Here is a 23,917-nt window from a genome sequence, read left to right on the forward strand (position 1 = left end):
TGCGATCTTTACCACTTGTTATGTAAGAGTTAAGTGTTAATGTAAACGTTATCTTTTAGTAAAATTTACTTGGAGTTTTATCATGGATACGATCGCTTACACTGACTTTTCAAAACTGGAGATGCGAACAGGCAAGATCATTGAAGTTGCCCGTCATCAAAACGCCGACAAACTGTACATTGTTCAAATTGATGTTGGGGAAAGGCGACTACAGACCGTCACAAGCTTAGTGCCTTATTACACGGAACAAGAGTTGATGGGCAAAGAAGTGGTGGTGCTATGTAACCTAGCCAAAGCTAAGATGCGTGGCGAAACCTCTGAGTGTATGTTGCTATGTGCTGAAACCGATGATGAGTCAGAAAGTGTTTTGCTGACTCCCGAACGAACAATGCCGGTGGGGACGCGTGTTGTTTAGAAGTGGGCTCTATATCTTGTTCAAAACTTCATACTGAAGGGAGCATTACGCTCCCTTTATTAGTTTATCAATCACCGGATAATGGTGTTCTTCTACACCAGCAAGGTTGCCATACTTAGGCGCATGTCGGTCATCTTCTCTTGGGAAGTGCCAGCCGATGGTGTGCTCAATAAATTGTTTGGCAAACTGCTCGGAAATTTCCAGACAGCCTGCCAATACGGTATCGACATAGGTTTGCATGATAGGACTCAGGTTACATGGTGGTTCTGGGTTGTCTTTGATATACACCCAGACCTGATCATTGGCACGAAACGGGTTATCGCACTCAAGCTGTGAATGGGGCACTTCCACTCGATGGTAGCCTCGCTCGCGAACATCAAATTCACTCAGCTCATCTTCGCTGATTTCAAGTAGTACTCCATTGACTAAGCCTTCGCCTTTATTTACGACTAGTGGCGAAAGGATATAACTGTCATCCACTTTACCCCAGTAGCGTTTGAAGCCATGAGCAATGGCAGGCAGAGCTTGCGCTGTTTTTCCTGTCAGTTGTCTCGATGCGGAGTTCATTAAACTGCCGTAGCCAAAGATGTAAATTGCCATGTATTTTCCCTCTGTGTTCAACAAACAACCTAAAGGTTTTTACCACAAAAGAAAAGACCCCGTAAAAACGGGGTCTGAATAGCGCGCAAAATAGGGGGATGGCGCTTAAGGTGCTTAAATGATTAAGCGGTTGCTAGCTGTGCTTTCGCTTTACGCATCTTCTTAAGTGAAATACAGGTTAGGGCGGTCACGACTGTACCTGCCGCCATACAAACGAGTGCCATCAGTGGTAGGTTCATTGCGCCAAGTAATGCGACGACTGGGCCACCGTGCGCGACGCTGTTGGTGATACCAAATGAGAATGCCATTACGGCCGCGACCATAGAGCCAAGCACGTTAGCAGGAATCACAGACATTGGGTCTTGCGCGGCAAATGGAATTGCGCCCTCTGAGATACCGACTAAGCCCATGGCACCAGCCGCTTTACCGGCTTCGATTTCTGATTCTTCAAAGAGATTGAATTTACGACCAAGGAAAGTGGCTAGGCCCATACCAAGAGGCGCTACAGGAATCGCACATGCCATGGCACCCATAAATTGTGTCTGACCACTGGCGATCATACCCACGGAGAACAAGAACGCGACTTTGTTGAACGGCCCACCCATATCAAAACCAGCCATACCACCTAAGACAATACCCAGCAGAATCACACTGCCAGTACTCATGCTGACTAACATCGCATTCAGGCCGTCCATCAAGCTTGCAATGGGTGCACCAATGACGAAGATGAACAGGCTGGAGATAAACAAAGAGCCTAGGATTGGTGCAATCATAATAGGCACCAATGGCTGAATAAATTTATGGTAGTTGATGCTCGTCAGCCATTTGACAAAATAGCCAACCAGTAAGCCTGCAACGATGGCGCCGATAAAGCCTGTGCCAGCTTCTGCACCATAGAAAGAACCATTGTTGGCAATCCAGCCACCGATTAATCCTGGTGCGAGCCCTGGACGGTCTGCAATCGCATAGGCGATGTATCCCGCCAAGATAGGGATCATCAAGGTAAACGACACCACGCCGACATCCAGTACTTTTTGCCACATGCTGCCTTCAGGAATTGCCATTCCCGCTGACGTCGGCTCGCCACCAATGGCCAGCGCGAGAGCGATCAGTAGGCCACCTGTAACCACAAATGGAATCATGTGTGAAACGCCGTTCATCAGGTAGCGGTATAAATCGCTACGTGCATTCGAAGAGGCTGTTTCAGTCGTTTGGCTTTCTTCACTCGCTGTATAGAGTGGTGCTTGTAGCGCTTTTTCTATCAAACCCTTAGCATCGCTGATAGGGGCTTTGACGCCTGCCGTGATGACCTTTTTTCCCGCGAAGCGATTCATATCAACCTGTTTGTCACAGGCGACAATGATAGCATCAGCCATAGCTATCTCTTCTGAACTCGGCGTGTTTTTGACCCCGATAGAGCCATTGGTTTCGACCTTGATTTGATAGCCAAGTTCAGCGGCGCCTTTTTCTAAGGCTTCGGCGGCTAGGTAAGTGTGCGCAACGCCTGCTGGGCAGCCGGTAACACCGATTAAAAAGCCTTGATCGGCTTCTGGGTTATCTTGCAGAACTTGTGGTTTGGCGAGCAGTAATTCTAACGCTTCTTCAGCAGAACTAGCCTGCATAAAATGTTCAATAAAACCTTCTTCGATCAGTTTGGAAGAGAGTTCGGCCAGCACCTCGATATGATGATCGGCACCACCATCAGGCGAGGCAATCATAAAAAATAGTTTACTCGGCTGACCGTCTTCTGCGCCGTATTCTATCCCTTGGCGGCTAATACCAATCGCGACAGCAGGTTGGGAAACCGCGGCACTTTTGGCATGAGGCAGCGCGACGCCATCTTCAAAGCCTGTGTTGCCAATCTCTTCTCGAGCCTGAATGTCATTGAGGAATTGTGTTTTGTCGCTGATGCGGTGGTTGTTGCTCAGCAGTTCGATCAGTTCTTCGAATACTTCTTGCTTGGTTGTTGCTTGGAGATCTAAGCAAATCAACTCTTGATTGATTAAGTCTGTGATCATCTCGTTTACCCCGATTGGTTCCGATCTATGCGGAACTTGTTTTTTATCTGAGGGTAATTGTGGGGGATTAAGTCAAGGATTTTTAGTGTACCAGAAATGCATTTACTGGATTATTGTAACTATGGATTTGGAGTGTGATCGAACTCAATTATTGATTTAAGTGTAATTAGTTTATTTTGTTTGGTATTAATCTTTAAATATCATGAATTTAATTGTTTTTATTGAGTGTTTCTATCTTTGAAAGGAAAAATACAAATCGTAAAAACTAGAGTATAGTAACCTCAATCTTTACTGCTTTTTTGTTGATGGAAGTCACGAAAAGTGATTGTTTGAGAGGGACTATGAGTCATATATTCCATGAGTTACTCGATAATGTTATTCATGAACGGGAGCATTTTAGTCGTATCTGGTTTGCTGCAGACAAACTCACGCCCCCGGCTTTTAGCTATCAGGTGAACTTTCCGCGGCTTGAGCTCGTTTTAAGTGGCGAGTACCTCAATCAACTTGAAGATCCTGAACAAGGGATTGCGGACATTAGCGTATTGAGTGGAGATGCACTCTATATACCTCCTAACTGTTGGAATAAACCGAACTGGGAAAACGAATGCTCGGTACTGAGTTTGCTGTTTGGCCGGCGCCAGTTAGGTTTTAGCTTGGTGAGCAAGCGTGCGGGGGAAAGCGGTTTCTATGACATCCAGAAATATTCTGTACCGACCCGAACTGGGCACGCGGTTGATCATATTTTGCAGGCATTGAACGCACTAGCTCAGGAACCTCAAAAAGCTCCGATGGATGAACATTTGCTGGTGGCTCTGCTCAGCTACTGCCAGTCAATGCTACAAAAGCCTGATGGCAGTTCGAAAAGCCACAGTGAAGATCTTTACCAAGGGATTTGTATCTATATTCAAGAGAATTTTCATCGGGCGATTACCCGGACGTCGATTGCTTCGCGGTTTAACATTTCCCCCAATCACTTGTCGCGCTTGTTTCGCCAACAAGGGCATATGACACTGGCCGACTACATCACCTGGGTTCGAATTGACCGTGCTAAGTTTATGCTCAAGCGCTATGACTTCCGCCTACAGGAAGTGGCGAACCGTTGTGGCTACGCAGATGCCAACTATTTTTTTCGAGTGTTTAAGAACAAAGTGGGTATGACGCCGAGCGAATATCGGGCGAGTTAGGCTTGTGCCAGCTTATGGGTAAAAAGAGCTTTTAACGCTTGTGGTTCGTGGCTGGTACGCAGCAATTGGCAATAGTCTGGATCCAGCAATGAGCGAGTCAGGCGCGTAAAGGCTAGCAAGACATCACGTGAAGCGTTATGTGGTAAAGCGATAGCAATGATCATACTGACGCCACCCTGAGCTGGAGAGTTCCAGTCTAATTCTTCTGTCAGCGACACAATGCTGACACTTGGGATATCAATCGCTTCACTCATGATGTGAGGAAGGGCGATACCATGCCCAATAGCGGTTGAAGAGGTTTGCTCTCGCTGAGCAAACTGTTCGCATATCAAAGCAGGGTTTGAGCTGGTAATACATTTTGTTGCGATGCTGAATGCCGCTGACTTAGTGTCAACATCACTGTGGTGGTGTAAGTAGCTAAGTGGAAAATCGAGATGAAAAGTGGGCAGATTGCTGAGCAGCGCAATATTGGTTAATTGGTTACTCTTATGCGCAGTATTGACCAAGGTGAACTGATCGCTGATGAAATTGGTAAACACCATGCAGGCCAACTCTGCATCGGAGCCTTCAATGTGTATCTGACATAAATCGAACTCCTGACTGCCCAACGACATGATCTGCAAAGGGTGCTCGATATTGGCTCTTTCCCACTTGGTGACGTTAAGTAACACGACCACCGAGCGAAACATCCCGCTCAAGGCCTTGAGGCGATTGATTTTCCAACTGGCAAATCCATCCTCAGGGAGAACGAACGTAATGCGACGCTCAATCACAGTGATTTGCACCTGTCGAGCACGGCATCAACATTGGTCAGCACTTCTTCAATGGTAACAACATGGATTTTACAACCCGTGAAGCGCGCCCGCTGTTCTATTTCTATATCTGAAGCAATCAGAACCAAATCTGCGCGCATGATATCTTGAGCGGAGAGAGGGTTTTCAATCCCCATTGCACCCTGAGTTTCGACCTTGATCTGCAAGCCTTTTTTAGGTGCAGCTTTACTCAATGCATCGGCAGCCATGTAGGTATGAGCAATACCGGTAGGGCAGGCGGTTACAGCAACAATTTTCATCTAAAACCTCACAATGTCCAGGTGGGTTATTGTCAACTTCTGACGACTTGGGTCAATGATTCAGATCTTCAAAACTTGTATTTTTATTACTCTCTCGTGTCTTTATGACCTGATTTTATGGGGTCATAAAGACACAAATTTTTCTTAACATATTGAATTACGGTTGATTTAACACTGGAATGAATATTGCTTTTAGATAGTTAGATTCAATATTTGGAGTGACCATTGTGCTCAATATTACTGACAAAAAAGTCGAAGAAGCCATTCCGCCGATTTTACGTCTGGGGTTCCGGCCCTTCTTTTTACTTGGCGCCGTTTATGCTGTTATTGCTGTCGCCTTGTGGGTATGGATGTTTCAAAACGGCCAGCCTGCGGCGTTAAGGGTACCTGCTTTGTGGTGGCATGTGCATGAGATGTTGTTTGGTTTCTCGATGGCGATTGTGGTGGGGTTCGTTTTGACCGCAGTTCAAAACTGGACGGGAATCAATGGCACCAAGCATTATAGATTGGCGCTACTGGTTGGCTTGTGGCTACTTCCGCGTGTGCTGTTTTGGACACCTGCACCTTTGTGGTTGATTTCATCGATTGAGGCTCTGTTTATCGCTTTTGCCGCGTATGAAGTTGGCCGTCGAGTGATCAAAGCCAAAGGGTGGAAAAATCTGTTCTTTGTACCTTTATTTGTTTTGGCGATTGCGGCGAACTTTGCTAGCTACGCGACCATTAAGGGGATGCCGCCGTTTCCTTCTTCAGCGGTCTGGCAGGCAATGTTGTGGTGGTTTACGATTTTACTGTCGGTAATGGGTGGGCGAGTGATTCCATTCTTCACTGCACGGCGATTTAATTTTGAGAAACCACAGCCGATGACTTGGCTAGAATGGACGGCAAACCTCCCGCTGATCAGTTTATTTATTCTGAGCTTTTTCCCTGTCACTTTTGCTCAGCTCGGGCCTTCTCTTATGGTCATTTCCGGTATAGCACATTTAGTTCGTGTGATGAGGTGGCAGCCGTGGCGCACCGTCAAAGAGCCGTTAGTGTGGGCGCTGCACTTAGCTTACTTGTGTATTCCGGTCAGCCTATTATTAAGAGGGTTACTCGATAACCCATTTGCGGGCCACAATATGTTACATTTGTTTGCGATTGGAGCGCTCGGCGGCTTGATTCTGGCGATGATCGCTCGTGTAACCATGGGGCATACTGGGCGAGCAATTTATCAGGGCCCAAATATGGCGTTAGCGTTCGCTATGCTGACGGCTGCTGCGTTAGTTCGTAGTGTTGGTGTGGTTCTGTGGCCAGCCCAAATGATGTTGATGATCGATATCAGCGGGTTGTTGTGGGTGCTGGCGTTTACTCTGTATGTGATTAAGTTCGGCCCTATGTTGCTAAAAGCGAGAGTTGACGGTCATCCAGGTTAAGTAGGTAACGGCTGCCTTCGCGCGCAGATCGATTCACTTAGCAGAAAAAGAAAAAGGGTTGATGCATACACATCAACCCTTTTTCTATTCGGCTACCAGCTTAGTTATTGCTGTGTAGCTCAGAGTTCAGCTCTACTGCAGTTTTGTTCGCCAGACATTCAATCTGACCAGTCACTGAATTGCGACGGAACAGCAAGTCAGACACGCCAGCTAGGTCGCGTGCTTTCACCACTTCCACTTCGTTGCCTTCTGAATCCAGCATACGAACTTTAGCACCCGCAGTGACATACAGACCAGACTCAACAGTACAACGATCGCCCAGTGGGAAACCAAGGCCTGCGTTTGCGCCTAGCAGTGAACTTTCACCGATAGAAACGACAACTGAACCACCACCAGACAGTGTACCCATGATTGAAGCACCGCCACCGATATCAGAGCCGTTACCAACCACAACGCCAGCAGAGATACGGCCTTCAACCATGCTCACACCCGTTGTACCCGCGTTAAAGTTGATGAAACCTTCATGCATAACGGTTGTGCCTTCACCAACGTGAGCGCCAAGGCGAACGCGTGAAGTATCAGCGATACGCACACCAGCAGGTACCACGTAATCAACCATTTTAGGGAATTTGTCGACACAATCGACAGATAGGTTGCGGCCTGCTAGGCGTGCTTCAATTTGGCGATCAGCCAGTTCTGGCAGATCGATAGGGCCTTCGTTGGTCCACGCAATGTTGTGCAGTAGACCAAAGATACCGTCAAGCACAGTACCATGAGGTTGAACTAGGCGGTTAGAGATAAGCTGAAGCTTCAGGAAGCCTTCAGCAACAGAAGCTGGCTTCTCATCTGCTGCAAGAACAACAAGTACTAGCGGTTGTGAAGACTCCGCTGCTTTAGCTGCGAATGAGGCGTTTACAGCATCACCGTTTGCTTCGAATGCGCTAGCAAGTTCTGCACTTTGTGCCGCAGAGATTTCGATTGCTTGGTTGCCTTGCTCGTAACCTGCTACTTTTGCGACTGAGTCTACCAGTGTGTCAGACGGGTTAAGAACTGGGTTCGGGAAAAATGCTTCAATGATTTTTCCATCGCGGTTTTTGGTTGCCGTACCGAAGGCTAGAGAAAAGTAAGCCATGTTGAATCTCCGTGTAGTAATCGTCAGTCAGGAAGAGTGAACTTGAACTCTTCCTCCAAATCAGTTGAGTTCATCATAAAGAGAGCTTTTTCGACTTTAAAGAGCAGAAACAGATAAAGTCTGTAGGTCGATACGTTTTGTCTCTTTAGCGATATCTTGTCTTTTTATCTATATAGGTAAGTTGTGAGAGCGATAATGGTTATTGAGTGTGAAAGCAAAATAAAAAGAGCCCGAAACTGAGTTTCGGGCTCTTTAAATAAGACTTTACTTTTAACTGATTGGCGTTTGCTTTTTAGCTTTATATTGTCCAACCAAGACACCCGTTGAGCTTGGGTGCGAAAGCAAAATTACTTGCTTAGGTCTTCTGCGTGCTCAGATAGGAACGCTGCAACACCTTTTGGAGATGCGTCCATACCTGCTTTACCTTCTTCCCACTGTGCAGGACATACTTCACCGTTCTTCTGGTGGAAGTTTAGAGCGTCAACCATGCGTAGCATTTCGTCGATGTTACGGCCTAGTGGTAGGTCGTTGACAACTTGGTGACGTACAACGCCTTCTTCGTCGATTAGGAAAGAACCACGGAAAGCAACGCCTGCTTCTGGGTGCTCAACGTCGTATGCTTTACAGATTTCGTGCTTAACGTCAGCAACTAGTGGGTACTTAACTTGACCGATACCGCCATCTTCGATAGCAGTGTTACGCCATGCGTTGTGAGAGAACTGAGAATCGATAGAAACACCGATTACTTCAACACCTTTAGCTTGGAAATCAGCTAGACGGTTGTCGAAAGCGATTAGCTCAGATGGGCAAACGAAAGTGAAATCTAGTGGGTAGAAGAAAACAACCGCTTTCTTACCTTTAGTGAACTCTGCAAAGTTGAAGTTATCAACGATCTCACCGTTACCTAGAACAGCTGCAGCAGTAAAATCTGGGGCTTGACGACCTACTAGTACCATTTTTTTGCTCCTAAAATATATGGTTAGTTCCAAACCAATTGATTCGTTTTTGGTTTGGTCCGTGTTTGTACGCGACAAACTATAGTACAGATTGTAGTATGGAAAAAAGCGAAATAAATAGATTGAGTTAATCGAAAAAAGCGATAATGCTAAACCATTATCTTGATCACTGGATGAGCAGTAGTTACATATAGAATTATGAATAAGTGGCCTAGCCTCAAGCAATTACATTATTTGATAACCCTTCACGAAACACGCCACTTTAGTGAGGCGGCGGAACGGTGCTTCGTGAGTCAGTCAACGCTCAGTAAAGGTATTCAAAACCTCGAGGAGCTGATTGGTTGTCCTCTTTATGAGAAGAAAGATAAGAAAAGCCCGTTAGTGTTTACACTGGCGGGGGAACAAGTTGTCCAACAAGGGCGTGAACTTCTGGCAAAAGGGCAAGATCTGGTGGAACTTGGTCGTCTTTGTCAGGGAGATGAAATGGAAGGGCAATTGCGTGTTGGCTGTATTCCAACCATTGCGCCTTTTTTACTCTGTGATTTGGTGCAGGAAGTGAACCAGCGCTTCCCTTTACTGAATTTACTGCTAAGAGAAGACACCACAACCAATTTACTGGCGGCGCTGCGCCACGGTGAATTAGATGTACTTATCTTAGCTTTGCCAGTTGATATAGACGGCATGGAAAGCAAAATCGTCGGTAATGATCCATTTCGGATGATCATCAGCCGTAATCAGGCCGACGCGATTCAGACCCCGATTAAGTACGATGACTTACCTGATGAGTTTGTGTTCTTACTGGAAAAAGAACACTGCCTAACAGAACATGCCGTTTCTGCCTGCCAGCTGACTAAGAAAGAGAAGATTAACCCATTCTCGGCAACCAGTTTACATACCTTGGTTCAGATGGTTGCCAATGGGTTAGGAACCACCTTTATCCCCCAGATGGCAATCGATCACGGGTTGATTGATAACCAGAACTTAGTGGTTGTTGATGCTCCTGGGCAGCAAGCACATCGCCATATTGGGCTAGTTTGGCGCCCTAGTTCTTCAAGAGTGAATACTTTTAATCAACTGGCACAAGTCGTGTCAGAGCTGCTTTAGCGATAAGTATTAGACCAAATCTCGATGATACCTTCCAAAAGCACACTAGTTTTAGTGTGCTTTTTAGCATTTTATTCTGTTGGTGAACTTTAACTTGTAAAATTTTACAAAGAAATCTTGATGAAGCTTTCATTAAATTGTGAAATTTCACAGTGTCAATTTTACAGCTCACTAAAAACACTCTGTTTGACCCGCCTCCGTAATAGCCACGAAATCCCCTGTCTGATAAAGCGATGCCTGATTTACTCGTAAGTTAAACGCGTGTTTGAAACGGTTTTACAGCTCTAATTTCACTGTAATTAAATTACGTAACTAGTTACATTTTGGTGATCAAAATCAACAACTTATGGGCAGCGGAATAAAACTTTGAATTTAGTCGATAGGCTACTTTAGGACTTTTGCTCTACTGCATGTTGGTGTAGTTTAAATGAAGGCTCTGTAAGACTTATGTCTAGATTGAAAAGGCAAACCAAGTTAGCCAAGGTAGAGCTCACAAGACAAAATAAACGAAGAAAGCAGTGATCAATTAGGATGTTTGATTGTTGTTTTATAGTTACAAATGTAACTCTTCGAAAATTAGAGCAACCACTGATACAACCCATAACAGTCATCGTTGTATCGGAGCGTTAAAGGAAGAGAATATGCTTGCCAACACACCAGATAGAGAAAAAACAACAGCCGAAGCCCAAGAAACCTTACACCAAGAAGGCATGCTTGAAGTGACTGGTACCCTTTCACCAGAACATCAGGCGATTTTCCCTGTTGAAGCCCAAACCTTTTTATCTCTTCTGTGTGCTCAGTTTGCCAGCCAGACCGATACACTGCTTGCTCAACGTGAAGAAAAGCAAGCACGTATCGATGCTGGGGAACTGCCAGACTTTCTCGAAGATACACAAGATATCAGAGAAGGTAGCTGGAAAATTCTCGGGATCCCTCAAGATCTGCAAGACCGCCGCGTAGAAATCACTGGTCCTACTGACCGTAAAATGGTGATTAATGCGCTGAATGCAAACGTGAAAGTGTTCATGGCGGACTTTGAAGACTCGATGTCCCCCGCTTGGGGTAAGGTGTTAGATGGTCAAATCAACCTGCGTGACGCAGTAGATGGTGAGATCAGCTACACCAATCCGGTTAATGGTAAGCAATATGAGTTGAAGGATGATCCAGCGGTTTTGATATGCCGAGTACGTGGTTTACACCTAAAAGAAAAACATGTGACGTTTAATGGTGAGATCATTCCGGGAGCTTTATTCGACTTTGCGCTTTATTTTTACAATAACTACAAAGCGCTAATGAAAAAGGGCAGTGGCCCTTATTTCTACCTACCAAAACTGCAATCGCATAAAGAAGCTCAGTGGTGGAGCAAAGTGTTCCATTTTACTGAGGATTACTTTGGTCTAGACACAGGTACTATCAAAGCCACCGTGCTGATTGAGACACTGCCAGCCGTGTTTGAAATGGATGAAATCCTATTTTCGCTTAAAGAACATATTGTTGGTCTTAACTGCGGTCGCTGGGATTACATCTTTAGCTACATCAAAACACTGAAAAAGCACCCAGATCGTGTCCTTCCGGACCGTCAGGTTGTGACCATGGATAAGCCGTTCCTAAATGCCTATTCGCGTTTACTTATCCGTACCTGTCATCGTCGTGGTGCATTTGCAATGGGAGGAATGGCAGCATTCATTCCAGCAAAAGATCCACAGGAGAATCAAAAGGTTCTCGACAAAATTCAAAACGATAAATCACTGGAAGCAAATAACGGCCATGACGGTACTTGGGTAGCTCACCCTGGATTGGCCAATACTGCAATGGAAGTGTTTGGCAGCGTGCTAGGCGAGAGAACCAATCAACTTGATGTTTCTCGTTCGGATGACGCGCCGATTACTGCCGATGATCTGCTCGCGCCTTGTCAGGGTGAACGAACAGAGCAGGGCATGCGCCACAACATTCGAGTGGCACTCCAATACATTGAAGCTTGGATCTCTGGCAATGGCTGTGTCCCTATCTACGGCTTGATGGAAGACGCCGCAACGGCAGAAATTTCCCGAGCGTCGATCTGGCAATGGATTCAGCATGGAAAAGCGCTCGACAATGGCCAGGTGGTAACCAAAGCCTTGTTTGAGCAGTACCTCAGTGAAGAAATTGACGTCGTGAAAACTGAAGTTGGAGATGAACGTTATCAGGCGGGTCGTTTTGAAGAAGCGGCTGAACTGATGGCCAGATTGACCACCAGCGACGAACTAACGAACTTTTTAACCATTCCAGGTTATGACTACTTGGACTAATGAATCAATAACAACATCAGTAACGTGAACATTCCGAGGCGGAGATGGATGTACCGCCAGAGAAAAAATAAAAACAGCGCCCGTATTGTCAATAAATAGCAGCGCACATCAATAGAGGGATAGACCGATGACTAATTTAACTCGCCGCCAACAAATCGAAGCTCTTGAAAAAGACTGGGCAACTAACCCACGCTGGAAAAATGTAAAGCGTCCATATACAGCAGAAGAAGTCGTAGAACTGCGCGGTTCGATGGTGCCAGCCAACACAATTGCGCAGCGCGGTGCAGACAAACTGTGGTCTTTGGTCAACGGTGATGCTAAGAAAGGCTACGTAAACTGTTTGGGTGCACTGACAGGTGGTCAAGCGGTGCAGCAAGCGAAAGCGGGTATTGAAGCGATTTACCTATCAGGTTGGCAAGTAGCGGCAGATAACAATACTGCATCGACTATGTACCCTGACCAATCACTTTACCCGGTTGACTCAGTGCCTTCAGTGGTTAAACGCATTAACAACTCATTCCGTCGTGCGGACCAAATCCAATGGTCTGGCGGTAAGTCTCCTGCTGATGAAGGTGGTATCGACTATTTCCTACCAATCGTTGCAGATGCAGAAGCCGGCTTTGGTGGCGTACTCAATGCATACGAGCTAATGAAATCGATGATTGACGCTGGCGCGGCAGGTGTTCACTTTGAAGATCAGCTAGCATCCGTGAAGAAGTGTGGTCACATGGGCGGTAAAGTTCTTGTTCCGACTCAAGAAGCGGTTCAGAAGCTGGTTGCAGCTCGTCTGGCAGCTGACGTAGCTGGCACTACTACGTTGGTTATCGCTCGTACGGATGCAAACGCAGCAGACCTACTGACTTCCGATTGCGACCCATACGATAAAGACTTCATTCAAGGCGACCGTACTCAAGAAGGTTTCTACCGTGTACGTGCAGGTATTGACCAAGCGATTGCTCGCGGCCTAGCTTACGCACCATACGCTGACCTTATCTGGTGTGAAACGGCAACACCGTGTCTGGAAGAAGCGCGTAAGTTTGCAGAAGCGATTCACGCTGAATACCCAGATCAGCTGCTTGCGTACAACTGTTCTCCTTCATTCAACTGGGAGAAAAACTTGGATGCAGAAACCATTGCTAAATTCCAGCAAGAGCTCTCTGACATGGGCTACAAGTACCAGTTCATCACACTAGCGGGCATTCACAATATGTGGTTCAACATGTTCGAACTTGCGCATGACTACGCACAAGGTGAGGGTATGCGCCACTACGTTGAAAAAGTACAGCGCCCTGAATTCCAAGCAGCAGAGAAAGGTTACACCTTCGTTGCACACCAGCAAGAGGTGGGTACAGGCTACTTCGACAAGATGACCAACACCATCCAAGGTGGCAACTCGTCAGTCACGGCTCTGACTGGCTCAACAGAAGAGGACCAGTTCTAAAGTATCCCTGTCATGATGACCAAGGCTCTCACTTGCTAGCCTTCGGTCATCGATATTCTGTTTAGGCATAAACTTTGACATGCTTTGAGCGACATTAAGTCGCTCTTTTTTTATTCAGATATTATTATTTGTATCATTATAATTTATATAAATTCCTTACAAGCTTCAAAATGGGCATTCGTTCTGTAAATATTTTGTTGTCTGGTTATTGTTATTATTGATAATTCACGGCCTTGATGATGACTAATAACCTTATATTATGCGCCGTTTTGCTGTTTTTATTTGTACTCTGTTCTACTCCATCACCGTTTTTTCTTCTGAGTCCGGAGTGTCATCAAATGTTATTTCCTTACCGAGTGGTCCGGGGACAATACAAGGGTTAGGTGAAGGGTTTAAAACTAGACTAAATACAGGTTCATCAACGGATACATTATCTATTCAACTACCTAAAGGTAGGAATGATTACTCGCCAAAGCTATCTATACAGTACGATAGTGGATATGGGAATGGTATTTTAGGTGTTGGAAGGAAATTATCTCTTCCATTTATTCAAAGAAAAACAACAGACGGCTTACCTTCTTATATTGATGGTAATGATTATTTTGTAAATAATGATGGTGAAGACTTAGTCGCGATTTCTAAGGACGAGTATAGAGCAGAGATCGAAGGGAAATTTCTTCGCTATGTAAAGTTCGGGAATGAATGGAATGTATATCTACCAGATGGTTCTTTGTGGAAGTTTGGTAAAGAGCTAGACTCCACTATCTCTAGTGGGGAAAAAACTTTTCGTTGGTATATTGAAAGCATGCGTGATGCAAATGGAAATCTCGTAGAGTTTAAATATACAAAGCTTGACGAAACGACGGCCGTTTACTTAGAGAGCATTAGCTATAACGATGGAATCAGCAAAGTGCTTTTTGAGTATGAAATTAGGCCTGATATTTTACTTTCTTATAGATCAACATTCTCTGTAGAAACAAGGTTTAGAATTGAAAACATATCAACTTTTAATTACGGGGAGAAGGTTTTTAGTTATGAGTTTAAATACGATAGCATAACTGATTGGAACTCTCTTTCACGTTTAGTAAAAGTTAGAAAAAACGCAGGTGATGGCTCTATTTATGGCCCTCCTACTAGTTATACTTATACCAGCTTTTCTATAGATAATCCTGTAACAAAGTATGTACCATCAGCAAAAACAATCCCATTATCTAGCCCTGATACTGACTTTATTGATATTAATGCTGATGGTTTACCTGATGTAATAAATACTGGCGCATCGAAACATACATATTGGTTAAATCAAGGTCTCGGCGACAATCAAGACGTTTCTTTTTCTCCGATGGAGAGAATGGGAACCTACACACGTTTAAAGCTGTCAGATAAACGTGTTAAGTGGGCTGATGTTGATGGTAATGGTCGAGTCGATATCCTAACGCTAACTTCAGTTAGCGGACAGTCCTATTCACTTAACACATCTCATAGCTGGGAGGTATCTGCGCGCTACGGCAGAACTGGGATTAATGCAGACTCAGATTCAGCAAAAATTGTTGATTTAAATAATGATCGACTCCCGGACATTTTTTCGACCAACTCTAGTTCATCGGGCACCGTTCATTCCCATACCATTTCGGTTAACAATGGTAATGGTTGGGATATAGCAACTATGATGCAGATGCCTTTCGGAAGTGAAGGCGTCAAATTAGGTAGCCCAGATACTTTTCTCGCAGATATCAATGGGGACAATCTTTCTGATCTTATTCATATAGGTAGAACCAAAATGACTTACTTCCCTGGCAAAGGAGTGAATGGTTTTGGAGAAGCTATTAATGTCGCTGACTTTAGTGCCATAGGAAAGCAATTGTTTGATACCCGGAGCTTACGACTCTCCGATGTTAACCATGATGGTATGGTAGATCTCATTTACCTAAATGGAAAGACAGTGACATTGTGGCCTAACACTGGATATTCGGATGATTCGTCCGAGTGGACATATGGAAAAGGTCAAACTATCGAGCATGACGGAGGATTTGCTCCAACTGTCGTTAAATTTGCTGATATTGATGGTGATTCTGTTTCCGATATTGTTTGGTATCGTCCGGGAAAACGTGACAGGTCATTTTCTTATATTTCACTTGCAAATGGAGTTCAAGCCAACTTATTAGCTAGTATAGATAATGGTATAGGTTTAATAACGAATATTTCTTATGAGCCTAGCTCGAGTCAAATGAAAAAAGAAGAAATGAGGGGAAGCCCATGGAAGGTGGTATCTCCAATTTCCATTCCTGTTGTTAATAGCACTATAACTATTGATAAAAGCCGCCCGAAAAAACATCAAGCTAATACACTTTATAGATATTACGATAGTTTTTATTCCCCAGGTGAAAGGCGTTTTACGGGGTTTCTCAAAACTAAAGTGATAGAGCCATCTACTCCAAATACTCAAGGTTTAATTACTAAATACGAATTTCTTTCAGGTAAAGAGAAAAAATCCTTGAGAGGAAAAGCTGTTTCAATAACTGTTTCTTCACCAGATAACAAAGTCTATTCACAAGAGAAATTTGACTGGGATACGAAAACTCTATTCAGTGATACATTTGATGGACGTCAGGTTACTTACTCACATTTATCTAAGTTAGAAAAGCAAGTTATTGAGAAAGGCACGAAAGAGCCCGTTACTCTCGTATGGGATTACGAATATGACAATTATGGAAATCAGACTAGGGAGATGTTTTGGGGAAGATTAGATAACAAGTTTGTTGATGAAAAAGAAACCTTACGTACATTCAGCTCCAGCAATTCAGAATCAGTAGACAATTGGCAACTAAATCGCCTAACTGAAGAAATTGTGCAAGATGGCTCTAAAAAGGTGCTTTCTAAACAACAATGGCTATTTGACGATGAAACGCATGCTTTAAGCAATTTAGGACGAGTTACAAATGGTAACCTGACATCCCATGTTCAATGGGTTAATCCCGCTTATTCTAGTGAACGGATTTATACCTCGCGTTATAAGCACGACCAGTATGGAAATACCATTCAGATATTAGACCCGTTATATGGAATTGAGCCGGGCCACTATAGGAGCATTCGTTTTAAAGATGGCCTCTATCCAGTGTCTGAGGTTATTCAGTTAGGGGGTATTGGACTGTCTGTTTCCGCTGGTTTCGATATGACGCACGGAGTAGTGAGTCGTTATACAGATTTTAATCAGAATACAACGTTTTACGAGTATGATGGTTTAGGGCGGCTTATTTCTGTTGTTAAACCGAATGATAGCACCTCCATGCCAACGCGATCCTTTAAATACGGATACCAATCAGAGTTTGAAGACTCACATGTCAACTGGATTGAAACAGAGCAGCGAATTGAAGCTGGAGGAGTTGCGAAGAGAAGTCGATCATACTTCGGAGGCTCTGGTGAACTGCTGATGAAGGTCGAAGAGTCAGAAGACGGATTTAGGGTAAACAAGCGTAATGTTTACGATGCGAGAGGAAATGTTGTTCAAGAATACCTCCCTTATTTCTCATCAAGCCTTAGCTTTCATACTTGGGAGCATCAAGATCCTATCGAAAGCAGCTTTGATGGGCTTAACCGTTTACTAACGCAAAGCTTCCCGGCAACAGCGACACAAAGTTCTACTTATACGTCTAGGACATACTACCCCTTGGCACTTTGGGTGCAAGACACAGCGCAAACATTATCTGGAGGAAAACACTCAGGGGCTGGAAAGCATATGTATTTTGATGGGTTAGGGAAGCTGCGCTTGATTTCTGAAATAGTTGGTGTCGATGAGTCGGGGGAGAGAGGAGGTCTTCAAGAGTGGAACACTCAATATGATTTTGATGGGCTAGGCAACTTTACTCGTTTGATTGATGCTTATGGCAATGAACGACACATGGTGTATGACGGGTTAAACCGAGAGGTGTACGCTAGTGACCCTAACCGAGGAGAGATTTGGCGTCGTTATAATTCCGCTAGCAAGTTGATTACTGAAGTCGATTCGAGAGGAGTTAAAAGGCTTTATCAATATGATGGTGCAAACAGAATAAGTGCTAAATATTACCGTGCGAGTGAGGTTGTACCAAGTAGCCCTTACGAAGAGCTGTCTTTTGATTTAATGGGAGCTAAAGAAATTGCTCAGTATCGTTATGATAGTGATGGTGGCCGAAAGGCCAACTTACTTGGACGTTTATCTTCGGTAAGCAATGAGTCAGGCTCAGTTGCTTACGGTTACGACACCAATGGTAATAGGAATTATATCGCTAAGGAGGTAAAAGCTTTTGGGACAACTTCTAATATTCATGTAATGCAAAAAGAGTTCAATAGTGCAGGTCAAATAGTTAAAGAAATTTTCCCTGATGATACTTTTCTTAGCTACGTCTTTGGTAAAGGGGGGGAGCTCATAAAGTTAGGCGGTGTTGCTTCTCAATTGACGTATTCAGCTTCCGGAAAAATAACGTCGATGAAGTTAGATAATGGGACAACAAGAAGCTTTGCTTATGACAATTTAGATCGGTTGATTGAAACTGAAACGTGGAGAGATGAAGACTCCGTTTATCTTCAATCATTACATTATGAATACGATGAAGCGTCTAACATCACGTTTATTGAGGACCAAAGAACTCAGTCCGAAAAGTCGATTATTGCAAAAGAGTTAGGGGAAGCATCTCGCTGGAAGATGCTGGATCAGACACAGTCGATTGAGTATGACGATTGGTATCGAATTTATAGCAACCGAAATGTAACTTCTAGCAGACAGTATCGCTTTGACCCTATTGGAAACTTAATCCAGTTATCTGAATCCAAACAGGCTACAGGTTCAAATGTTGTTCGCAATATGCTTTATGGAGGAGAGGCATCAGAGATTCCGGGTGTTCACTCAGATTCTAATAAGAGGTCAGGCCCCAACGCTCTGACTCAAGCAGGTAACCAAAAGTATAGCTATGATGCGATCGGGAACCGAATCAGTTCCGGAGATCATACTCTGGAATGGGATCATTCTAGCCGTATGATCTCTGCGACTAGCTCGAGTATGAGCGCCAAGTATGCCTATGATCACCATAATCAGCGTACTGCCAAAAAGTTTACCGATTCGTCGGGAAAAGAACACATTGTGTTTTATCTATTTCCCAATGTCGAAATTCGAGATGGACGTATATATAAGTACGCTCGTATTGAGAATCAAAGAATTGCTGTGTCAACTCAGGCTTCAGGAACATTTTCGGCGGATAAATATTTTATTAAGCAACATCAACATTCGACTGAACTGACATTGGACCAAAATGGTGGCGTGCTAAGCGCCTTAAGTTATCAGCCTTTCGGTAAAGTCAGTGCTGAATTGGGACGTGGTAGTGAGGTTCATTATCGGTACTCAGACAAAGAAAGGGATTCTGAGACTGGCCTCGGCTATTTTGAGCAAAGGTATTTGAATACGTCTCACGGGCAATTTATTACTCCCGATCCTGTTTTTTATCACTCAGACCGGTTCACCGATCCTCAGCAATGGTCACCATATGCTTACGCTCGCGGCAACCCTATCATGTACCATGACCCTGAAGGTGAGTTTATTGTTCACCTTGGAGCTGTCGCTCTGGGGGCCGCTATTGGGGGAACCGTTAACGTGGCTATGGATATGCTCGCGGGTAAGGAATTTAGCTGGAATAGTTTTGCAACAGGAGCCATAGCGGGTGGTGTTGGAGCGATAGGTTTTGGGAGTGGTGCTGCGGCTAAAGCACTTTCAGGTTGTGTATCTGGGATCGCGGCAGATTCAGTGATAAATAAAGGTTTTGAGCCAGACTCGGCAGCAACAGCTTGTTTAATCGGGGCGACCGTTGGCCCTTCTAGTAATACAGCGGTAAAAAAGATGTGGAATGACGCTAAGCCTTATGGGCAATTTTTACAAGGCTCTGTGCCTAATAACCTACAAGGACGTGTAGCGACAGGAATGGTACCTAAACAGGACCCTCATACTGTTGCAAAAGAAGTAGCAATGAGCACGACACTTTCTACAACATTATCTGCAGTGGTAGCCAGTGGTAATAATGAAACTAGTGACAACAATGGCACAGGCTCTGGTGGAGACAAAAATGATAATAGAGCCAGAGGACATAGTACCTCAAATTCTAATGGTGTTGAAAATGTGCAAAGTGATGCGACAGAGTCGTCAGTAAATAAGTCGGAAGAGTAGTGATGAGATTGATTGTACAGAGAATTCTATGGCTTGGTGCGCTAATGTTTTTATTGTTTTTATTGTGGCACCTATTTTATTTTGACGTAGATGGATACTGTCAGGCAATAAAATATGAGATGTATTTTAGTGCTAGTGTTGAAAATTATTTATGTCAATCGATAGAAAAAATACATGTGACAGTTTTTATTTCTAGTTTTATTATATTCCCACTTTGTCTAGTCATAGGCTGGTATGACAATTGCTTTTTACCCAAGGATATCAGCAAGTCAAAAATAATAATGGTTTTCATATCTGCTTTGGTGTTTTTATCTCTTAGTCTTATTTTATTATCATTTTATGACTCATTTATTTACCTAAGAGAGGTCAACAGTATTTGGCATTCTAAAAATAGCGAGGATGCTGATTACTTTGACTTGCTAATTTCGTCTTGTGCATTGAATTTGGTTTTTGGTATCGGGATTATTAAGTCTCTAAAAGATGAATATGAATATAAGAAATATAACAGAATGAATGATTGGCTATAATGCCAATTTGTCTATAACTCAAAAGTAAAAGATAAAAAATGAATTATACTAAACAAAGTTTGGTAGGGCTTTTTATGCTCTTAATAATGTTATCTGCTAGGACATATGCTTCTGATACTATCGAGGAGTCGTATCCATATGGTGACGAGTTTATTTATTATACGTGCCCTGATGGGTTTAATAAAAAAGGAAATAACTGTGAGAAAGAGGTATTTGAACCTATATCACTAAAGTGTGAAGATGGTTTTTCATTGAGTGCTGATAAGCAAAAATGTACCAAAACAGTGACACAAACTCTAAGTTATTCTTGCCCTTCTGGCTACCAAATGAACGGAAATTCTTGCCGTAAAACTTTGACGGAAAGGTATTACTCACCAGCTAAAATTGCTCCAAATGGTAGTAGGTATTACCCTAATTCCTCTTTGGTATATAGGAATAGCTCTGGTAAGCAAGTAATTTATTGGAAAGGGAGTAAGGTTTATGAAGGAGGTTATCTTTCATCCTATAGACATGCAGATGGGTGGGTATATGGGATTAGTCGAGTTGTCAAAAGTGGTAGCTGGTATTCTGATAGTGAGGTTATACGGAAAAAAGTTGTGGATAGACCTCGTCTAGAGCACTGTTCTAATGGTTATACTCAAAACGGGAGCTTATGTTCAAAAGTGCTGCTTGAACCATCTATTCATTTTTGTAAAAAAGGTGTGAACGTTGATGGTCAGTGTACGATAAATCTGTCTCAAATAGCTCAAAAGCACTCACCCATACAAGATGTTATGTCATCATTGTACTCTAGGTATTCTAGTAACCCAGAGGTTAAAGATACGGCAGCTTTTCGTTATTTAGAACGAATGTACACTTTAGACCCTGAAACTGGGGATATTATTTCTGCTATATCAAATAATGAAAAGGTATCAAGTTATAGTGATTTGTGGGGCGCTGTAGAGAAAGACAAAGCTGATAATGCTATTGAAGTTCTAGAAGGCTTCTTATCACTTAGGCCAGATCTCGCTTACCTAGAATCAGCGCTAATAGATGTTTACTATGATAGAGCAGCGGCTGATTATATTCTCGCGAATCGCTCAATCGATGAATCTAGAATACGTTGGATTGAGCAATCAAGTCTTTCTGATATTGAGTTGAGCCGCCAAGAAGCGGTCGATATTCTTCAGCGAACATTAGTCGAATACTGGAATCTGGTTGAGAATCATACACAAGCATTTATCACCGCAGTTCCCAAGCGCGATTTGCAAAGTGCGATTTATTTAAATGGGGAAGGTCAACACTCGCCAGTTTATGAGGGAGAGCCCTTAGTTGTTGGCTATAAAGATGTAGTTCTTGTGTATCAAGTGATGAATAAGCTGGTAGAGCAACAATCTTATTTGAGTAAGGTTAAAGCTATATATGCGGATTCTAGTGAGCAAAAAGTCCAATTAGCGAACGAAGCGCAAACTGTACTCGAACTGGTTTTAAATAAGGAGTCTCAGTTAAGTGCACTATTGGAGAGTCATAGTGAAACACATTTCATGCTGTCGTCAGAAAAGGCTAAGCTTGAAAGTTATTCTCAGCAGCTTAAAGCAATAATTCAATGGTTAAGAGGTAATGGCAACTATTTGGGGCTTCCTGATGATTTTGTCTTACTGTTACAGGGGTACAAGCCACAAGGTAGCGTTGTTCATGATTCATTTGACGCGATAGAAATTATGCTTGAGGGACAATATGGACTAGTCACAACAGCTCAGCAAGCACTCATTAAAGCACAGGAAGCACGTGCTAATTACAAATATCAGAGAGATATATTCAGACAAACATTTTCTAAAGAACAACGTGTATTGAATGATAGATTGTTTGCGCTTCTCGGATGTACTCTAGAAAAAGGTGATTCTCGTTCGTGTGACTCTCAATCTCAGTCGAGCCGAAAAGGTAGCTTGATTGTTCAGCAACAGGTGAGCATAGAGGCAGCAAAGCTAGCTGTGCAGAGAGCCGAAACGGCGCATCAATCCATCTCTGAGAATATTTCAATTGAATTAGAAAGAATTGAAAAAGAAAAGCAGGTTAGTAATGCAGTAGAAAAAATTGCAGTTTTGTTTGGTAGGAATGAACTTCTTCTTAGTAAATTAATTAAAGACAGTCAAACTTCTGCAACCAATATGCATGCGGTTATTAATTCTGAGAGTACAAAGCAATCTTTAGAGACTCTAAAAGGATTCGTGAATAGCTCAGGTCAAATTGACATGCCTGTTTTGCTGGCGGCGCTAGAAGATTTAAAATCAAACCTAAAAAACATGCCAGCTGATCAATCAGATCATTATACTCAGACTTTAGCTGTTCTTGAGCGTGCTGCGATTAGGGGCTTAGAACGTGGGCTTTTAGATATAAACTCTGAAGCTAGAATCAAAGCACTCACCTTGGAGTTAGAAACGACAAAAGTCGATATTGCTAAATCTCTTGTTTATCTGGAACAAGAAGTAGAAAGATTGATAGGTTTTAGCTCTGAAGCTCGTCGCTTAATTGCTCAGTTGAATCAGAATGAGGTACGCCAAGCTGAGAGGTATTATGCAGATCCACTTCACTATAGTGAGTTGACTGCTGAGACACTGCGAGCTGAGTTGTACTTTGTAGAGCTACAGGAGTGGCTTTTCTATGCCGTTCAGGCATTGGAATATAAATGGCAAGAACCTTTTTACGATCGAACTAGGGGGTTCGATAAAAACTCGGTGTTTGAGATTCAGGATATTCAGCAACTTGTCGATTACTTTGCTTCTCTCAAGCGCTTCGATGATGTGAGGAACTTTAGAGCAACTCAAGAAGCGACTGATACCGTATCGTTGAAAAAGCATATCTTTGGGTACGTTGATACTCTGAGAGGAAAAACAATGTGGTACCCATCGCCTGACGGAACAGGAGAAATGCTTACTGCTGACGAAGCTTTTAAAGCTAAACTACAGCAGCTTTCTAGACGAGTCGGGACCGATTATTGGTTCACAGCTGAGTTTAGTACAGTTAAAGAGCTACCTAGGACCAATTTCTTCCAAGGGCCAGTTGTTGCAGATGAAGGAGATCTGACTTGCTTGTTAGATGCTGGTACATATTTGGATAAGATTGATGCAGTCTCCCTTAACCTAGTTGTAAGCCATGATGTTTCTGGAGAAGTATCGACACCTGCCTATTTAACCTACGGCGGGAATAACTATATGCGTAGTCGTATACCAGGTGCTCTTACAGACAACGAAGATGGTGTTAAGGACGAGCTAATTGCTTATTCTGCTCGTTTCTGGGATGTATCCAATGGTGGCTTTTTCGCAAAAGATAGTTACCGCCAGCAGATGAAAGCAAATATCATGCTTAGCTATGACAAGAATTCAGAATTGCTAAACCCTACATATTCGTTTAAAGAAAGAAGTGTAGCAGCTTCAGGGTGGAGGCTTTCCGTAAAGCTAAGTGATAGATATGGTGATATTGTTGACCTAGAAAGTATTGATGATATTGAAATGCGCGTTAAGCACCGCTTCCAGTCACGCAATGCTGAAACTTGTGGCGGTGGTGACCTAGGGCCACTCCTATTACTTAAATAATTTGGT

Annotated in this window: 15 protein-coding genes; 9 read left to right on the forward strand and 6 right to left on the reverse strand. The window is 43.4% G+C overall.

Features of this window, described 5'->3' with window-relative positions:
• Nucleotides 1-82 precede the first annotated feature (82 nt).
• Nucleotides 83-415, forward strand: coding sequence for a tRNA-binding protein (locus tag FIU99_RS03275; protein WP_152472012.1), 333 nt, complete (start codon nt 83-85; stop codon nt 413-415).
• A 45-nt stretch (nt 416-460) separates the two neighbouring features.
• Here FIU99_RS03275 and FIU99_RS03280 read toward each other — a convergent pair whose 3' ends face one another.
• On the reverse strand, nt 461-1,015 hold the full coding sequence (locus tag FIU99_RS03280; protein ID WP_152472013.1) for a gamma-glutamylcyclotransferase family protein: 555 nt from the start codon (nt 1,013-1,015) through the stop codon (nt 461-463).
• Between the two features lie 122 nt (nt 1,016-1,137).
• Nucleotides 1,138-3,033 carry a fructose-specific PTS transporter subunit EIIC gene (locus FIU99_RS03285; protein ID WP_152472014.1) on the reverse strand — a complete coding sequence of 632 codons (1,896 nt, stop codon included), beginning with the start codon at nt 3,031-3,033 and terminating at the stop codon, nt 1,138-1,140.
• Nucleotides 3,034-3,374: 341 nt separating this feature from the next.
• On the opposite strand from FIU99_RS03285, the gene FIU99_RS03290 reads away from it, so the two are divergent.
• On the forward strand, nt 3,375-4,217 hold the full coding sequence (locus FIU99_RS03290; RefSeq protein ID WP_019274123.1) for a helix-turn-helix transcriptional regulator: 843 nt from the start codon (nt 3,375-3,377) through the stop codon (nt 4,215-4,217).
• Here the strand turns inward: FIU99_RS03290 and FIU99_RS03295 are convergent.
• Both FIU99_RS03295 and FIU99_RS03300 read right to left on the reverse strand, forming a co-directional pair.
• Nucleotides 4,214-4,990: a PTS sugar transporter subunit IIA gene (locus FIU99_RS03295; protein ID WP_006959771.1), complete on the reverse strand. Its 777-nt coding sequence runs from the start codon at nt 4,988-4,990 to the stop codon at nt 4,214-4,216. The two genes, FIU99_RS03290 and FIU99_RS03295, sit on opposite strands and share 4 nt — an antisense overlap.
• On the reverse strand, nt 4,987-5,289 hold the full coding sequence (locus tag FIU99_RS03300; protein ID WP_006959770.1) for a PTS fructose transporter subunit IIB: 303 nt from the start codon (nt 5,287-5,289) through the stop codon (nt 4,987-4,989). Before FIU99_RS03300 ends, FIU99_RS03295 begins: the two co-directional genes overlap by 4 nt.
• Before the next feature lie 227 nt (nt 5,290-5,516).
• Between FIU99_RS03300 and FIU99_RS03305 the strand changes: the two genes are divergently transcribed.
• Nucleotides 5,517-6,701: an NnrS family protein gene (locus FIU99_RS03305; RefSeq protein WP_152472015.1), complete on the forward strand. Its 1,185-nt coding sequence runs from the start codon at nt 5,517-5,519 to the stop codon at nt 6,699-6,701.
• A gap of 100 nt (nt 6,702-6,801) precedes the next feature.
• Here FIU99_RS03305 and dapD read toward each other — a convergent pair whose 3' ends face one another.
• Nucleotides 6,802-7,833, reverse strand: coding sequence for a 2,3,4,5-tetrahydropyridine-2,6-dicarboxylate N-succinyltransferase (gene dapD / locus FIU99_RS03310; RefSeq protein WP_006959768.1), 1,032 nt, complete (start codon nt 7,831-7,833; stop codon nt 6,802-6,804).
• Nucleotides 7,834-8,180: 347 nt separating this feature from the next.
• Nucleotides 8,181-8,789 (reverse strand): peroxiredoxin, encoded by a 609-nt coding sequence (locus FIU99_RS03315; protein ID WP_019274128.1) that lies wholly within the window; start codon nt 8,787-8,789, stop codon nt 8,181-8,183.
• Between the two features lie 198 nt (nt 8,790-8,987).
• Here FIU99_RS03315 and FIU99_RS03320 point away from each other — a divergent pair, with 198 nt between their 5' ends.
• The 6 genes from FIU99_RS03320 to FIU99_RS03345 all read left to right on the forward strand — a co-directional run bounded on the left by FIU99_RS03320 (nt 8,988) and on the right by FIU99_RS03345 (nt 23,911).
• Complete coding sequence (locus FIU99_RS03320; RefSeq protein WP_029235947.1) at nt 8,988-9,893, forward strand: hydrogen peroxide-inducible genes activator; 906 nt, start codon at nt 8,988-8,990, stop codon at nt 9,891-9,893.
• Nucleotides 9,894-10,534: 641 nt separating this feature from the next.
• Nucleotides 10,535-12,181 carry a malate synthase A gene (aceB, locus tag FIU99_RS03325; RefSeq protein ID WP_006959765.1) on the forward strand — a complete coding sequence of 549 codons (1,647 nt, stop codon included), beginning with the start codon at nt 10,535-10,537 and terminating at the stop codon, nt 12,179-12,181.
• Nucleotides 12,182-12,308: 127 nt separating this feature from the next.
• On the forward strand, nt 12,309-13,622 hold the full coding sequence (aceA, locus tag FIU99_RS03330; protein ID WP_006959764.1) for an isocitrate lyase: 1,314 nt from the start codon (nt 12,309-12,311) through the stop codon (nt 13,620-13,622).
• Nucleotides 13,623-13,881: 259 nt separating this feature from the next.
• Complete coding sequence (locus FIU99_RS03335) at nt 13,882-19,812, forward strand: SpvB/TcaC N-terminal domain-containing protein (RefSeq protein WP_152472016.1); 5,931 nt, start codon at nt 13,882-13,884, stop codon at nt 19,810-19,812.
• A gap of 2 nt (nt 19,813-19,814) precedes the next feature.
• Nucleotides 19,815-20,339 carry a hypothetical protein gene (locus tag FIU99_RS03340; protein WP_152472017.1) on the forward strand — a complete coding sequence of 175 codons (525 nt, stop codon included), beginning with the start codon at nt 19,815-19,817 and terminating at the stop codon, nt 20,337-20,339.
• A 38-nt stretch (nt 20,340-20,377) separates the two neighbouring features.
• Entirely contained in the window at nt 20,378-23,911 is a 3,534-nt protein-coding gene (locus FIU99_RS03345; RefSeq protein ID WP_006959762.1) for a hypothetical protein, read from the forward strand.
• The last annotated feature ends 6 nt before the right edge of the window (nt 23,912-23,917 follow it).

The sequence above is a fragment of the Vibrio sp. THAF64 genome (assembly GCF_009363455.1).
Lineage (GTDB): Bacteria > Pseudomonadota > Gammaproteobacteria > Enterobacterales > Vibrionaceae > Vibrio > Vibrio coralliilyticus.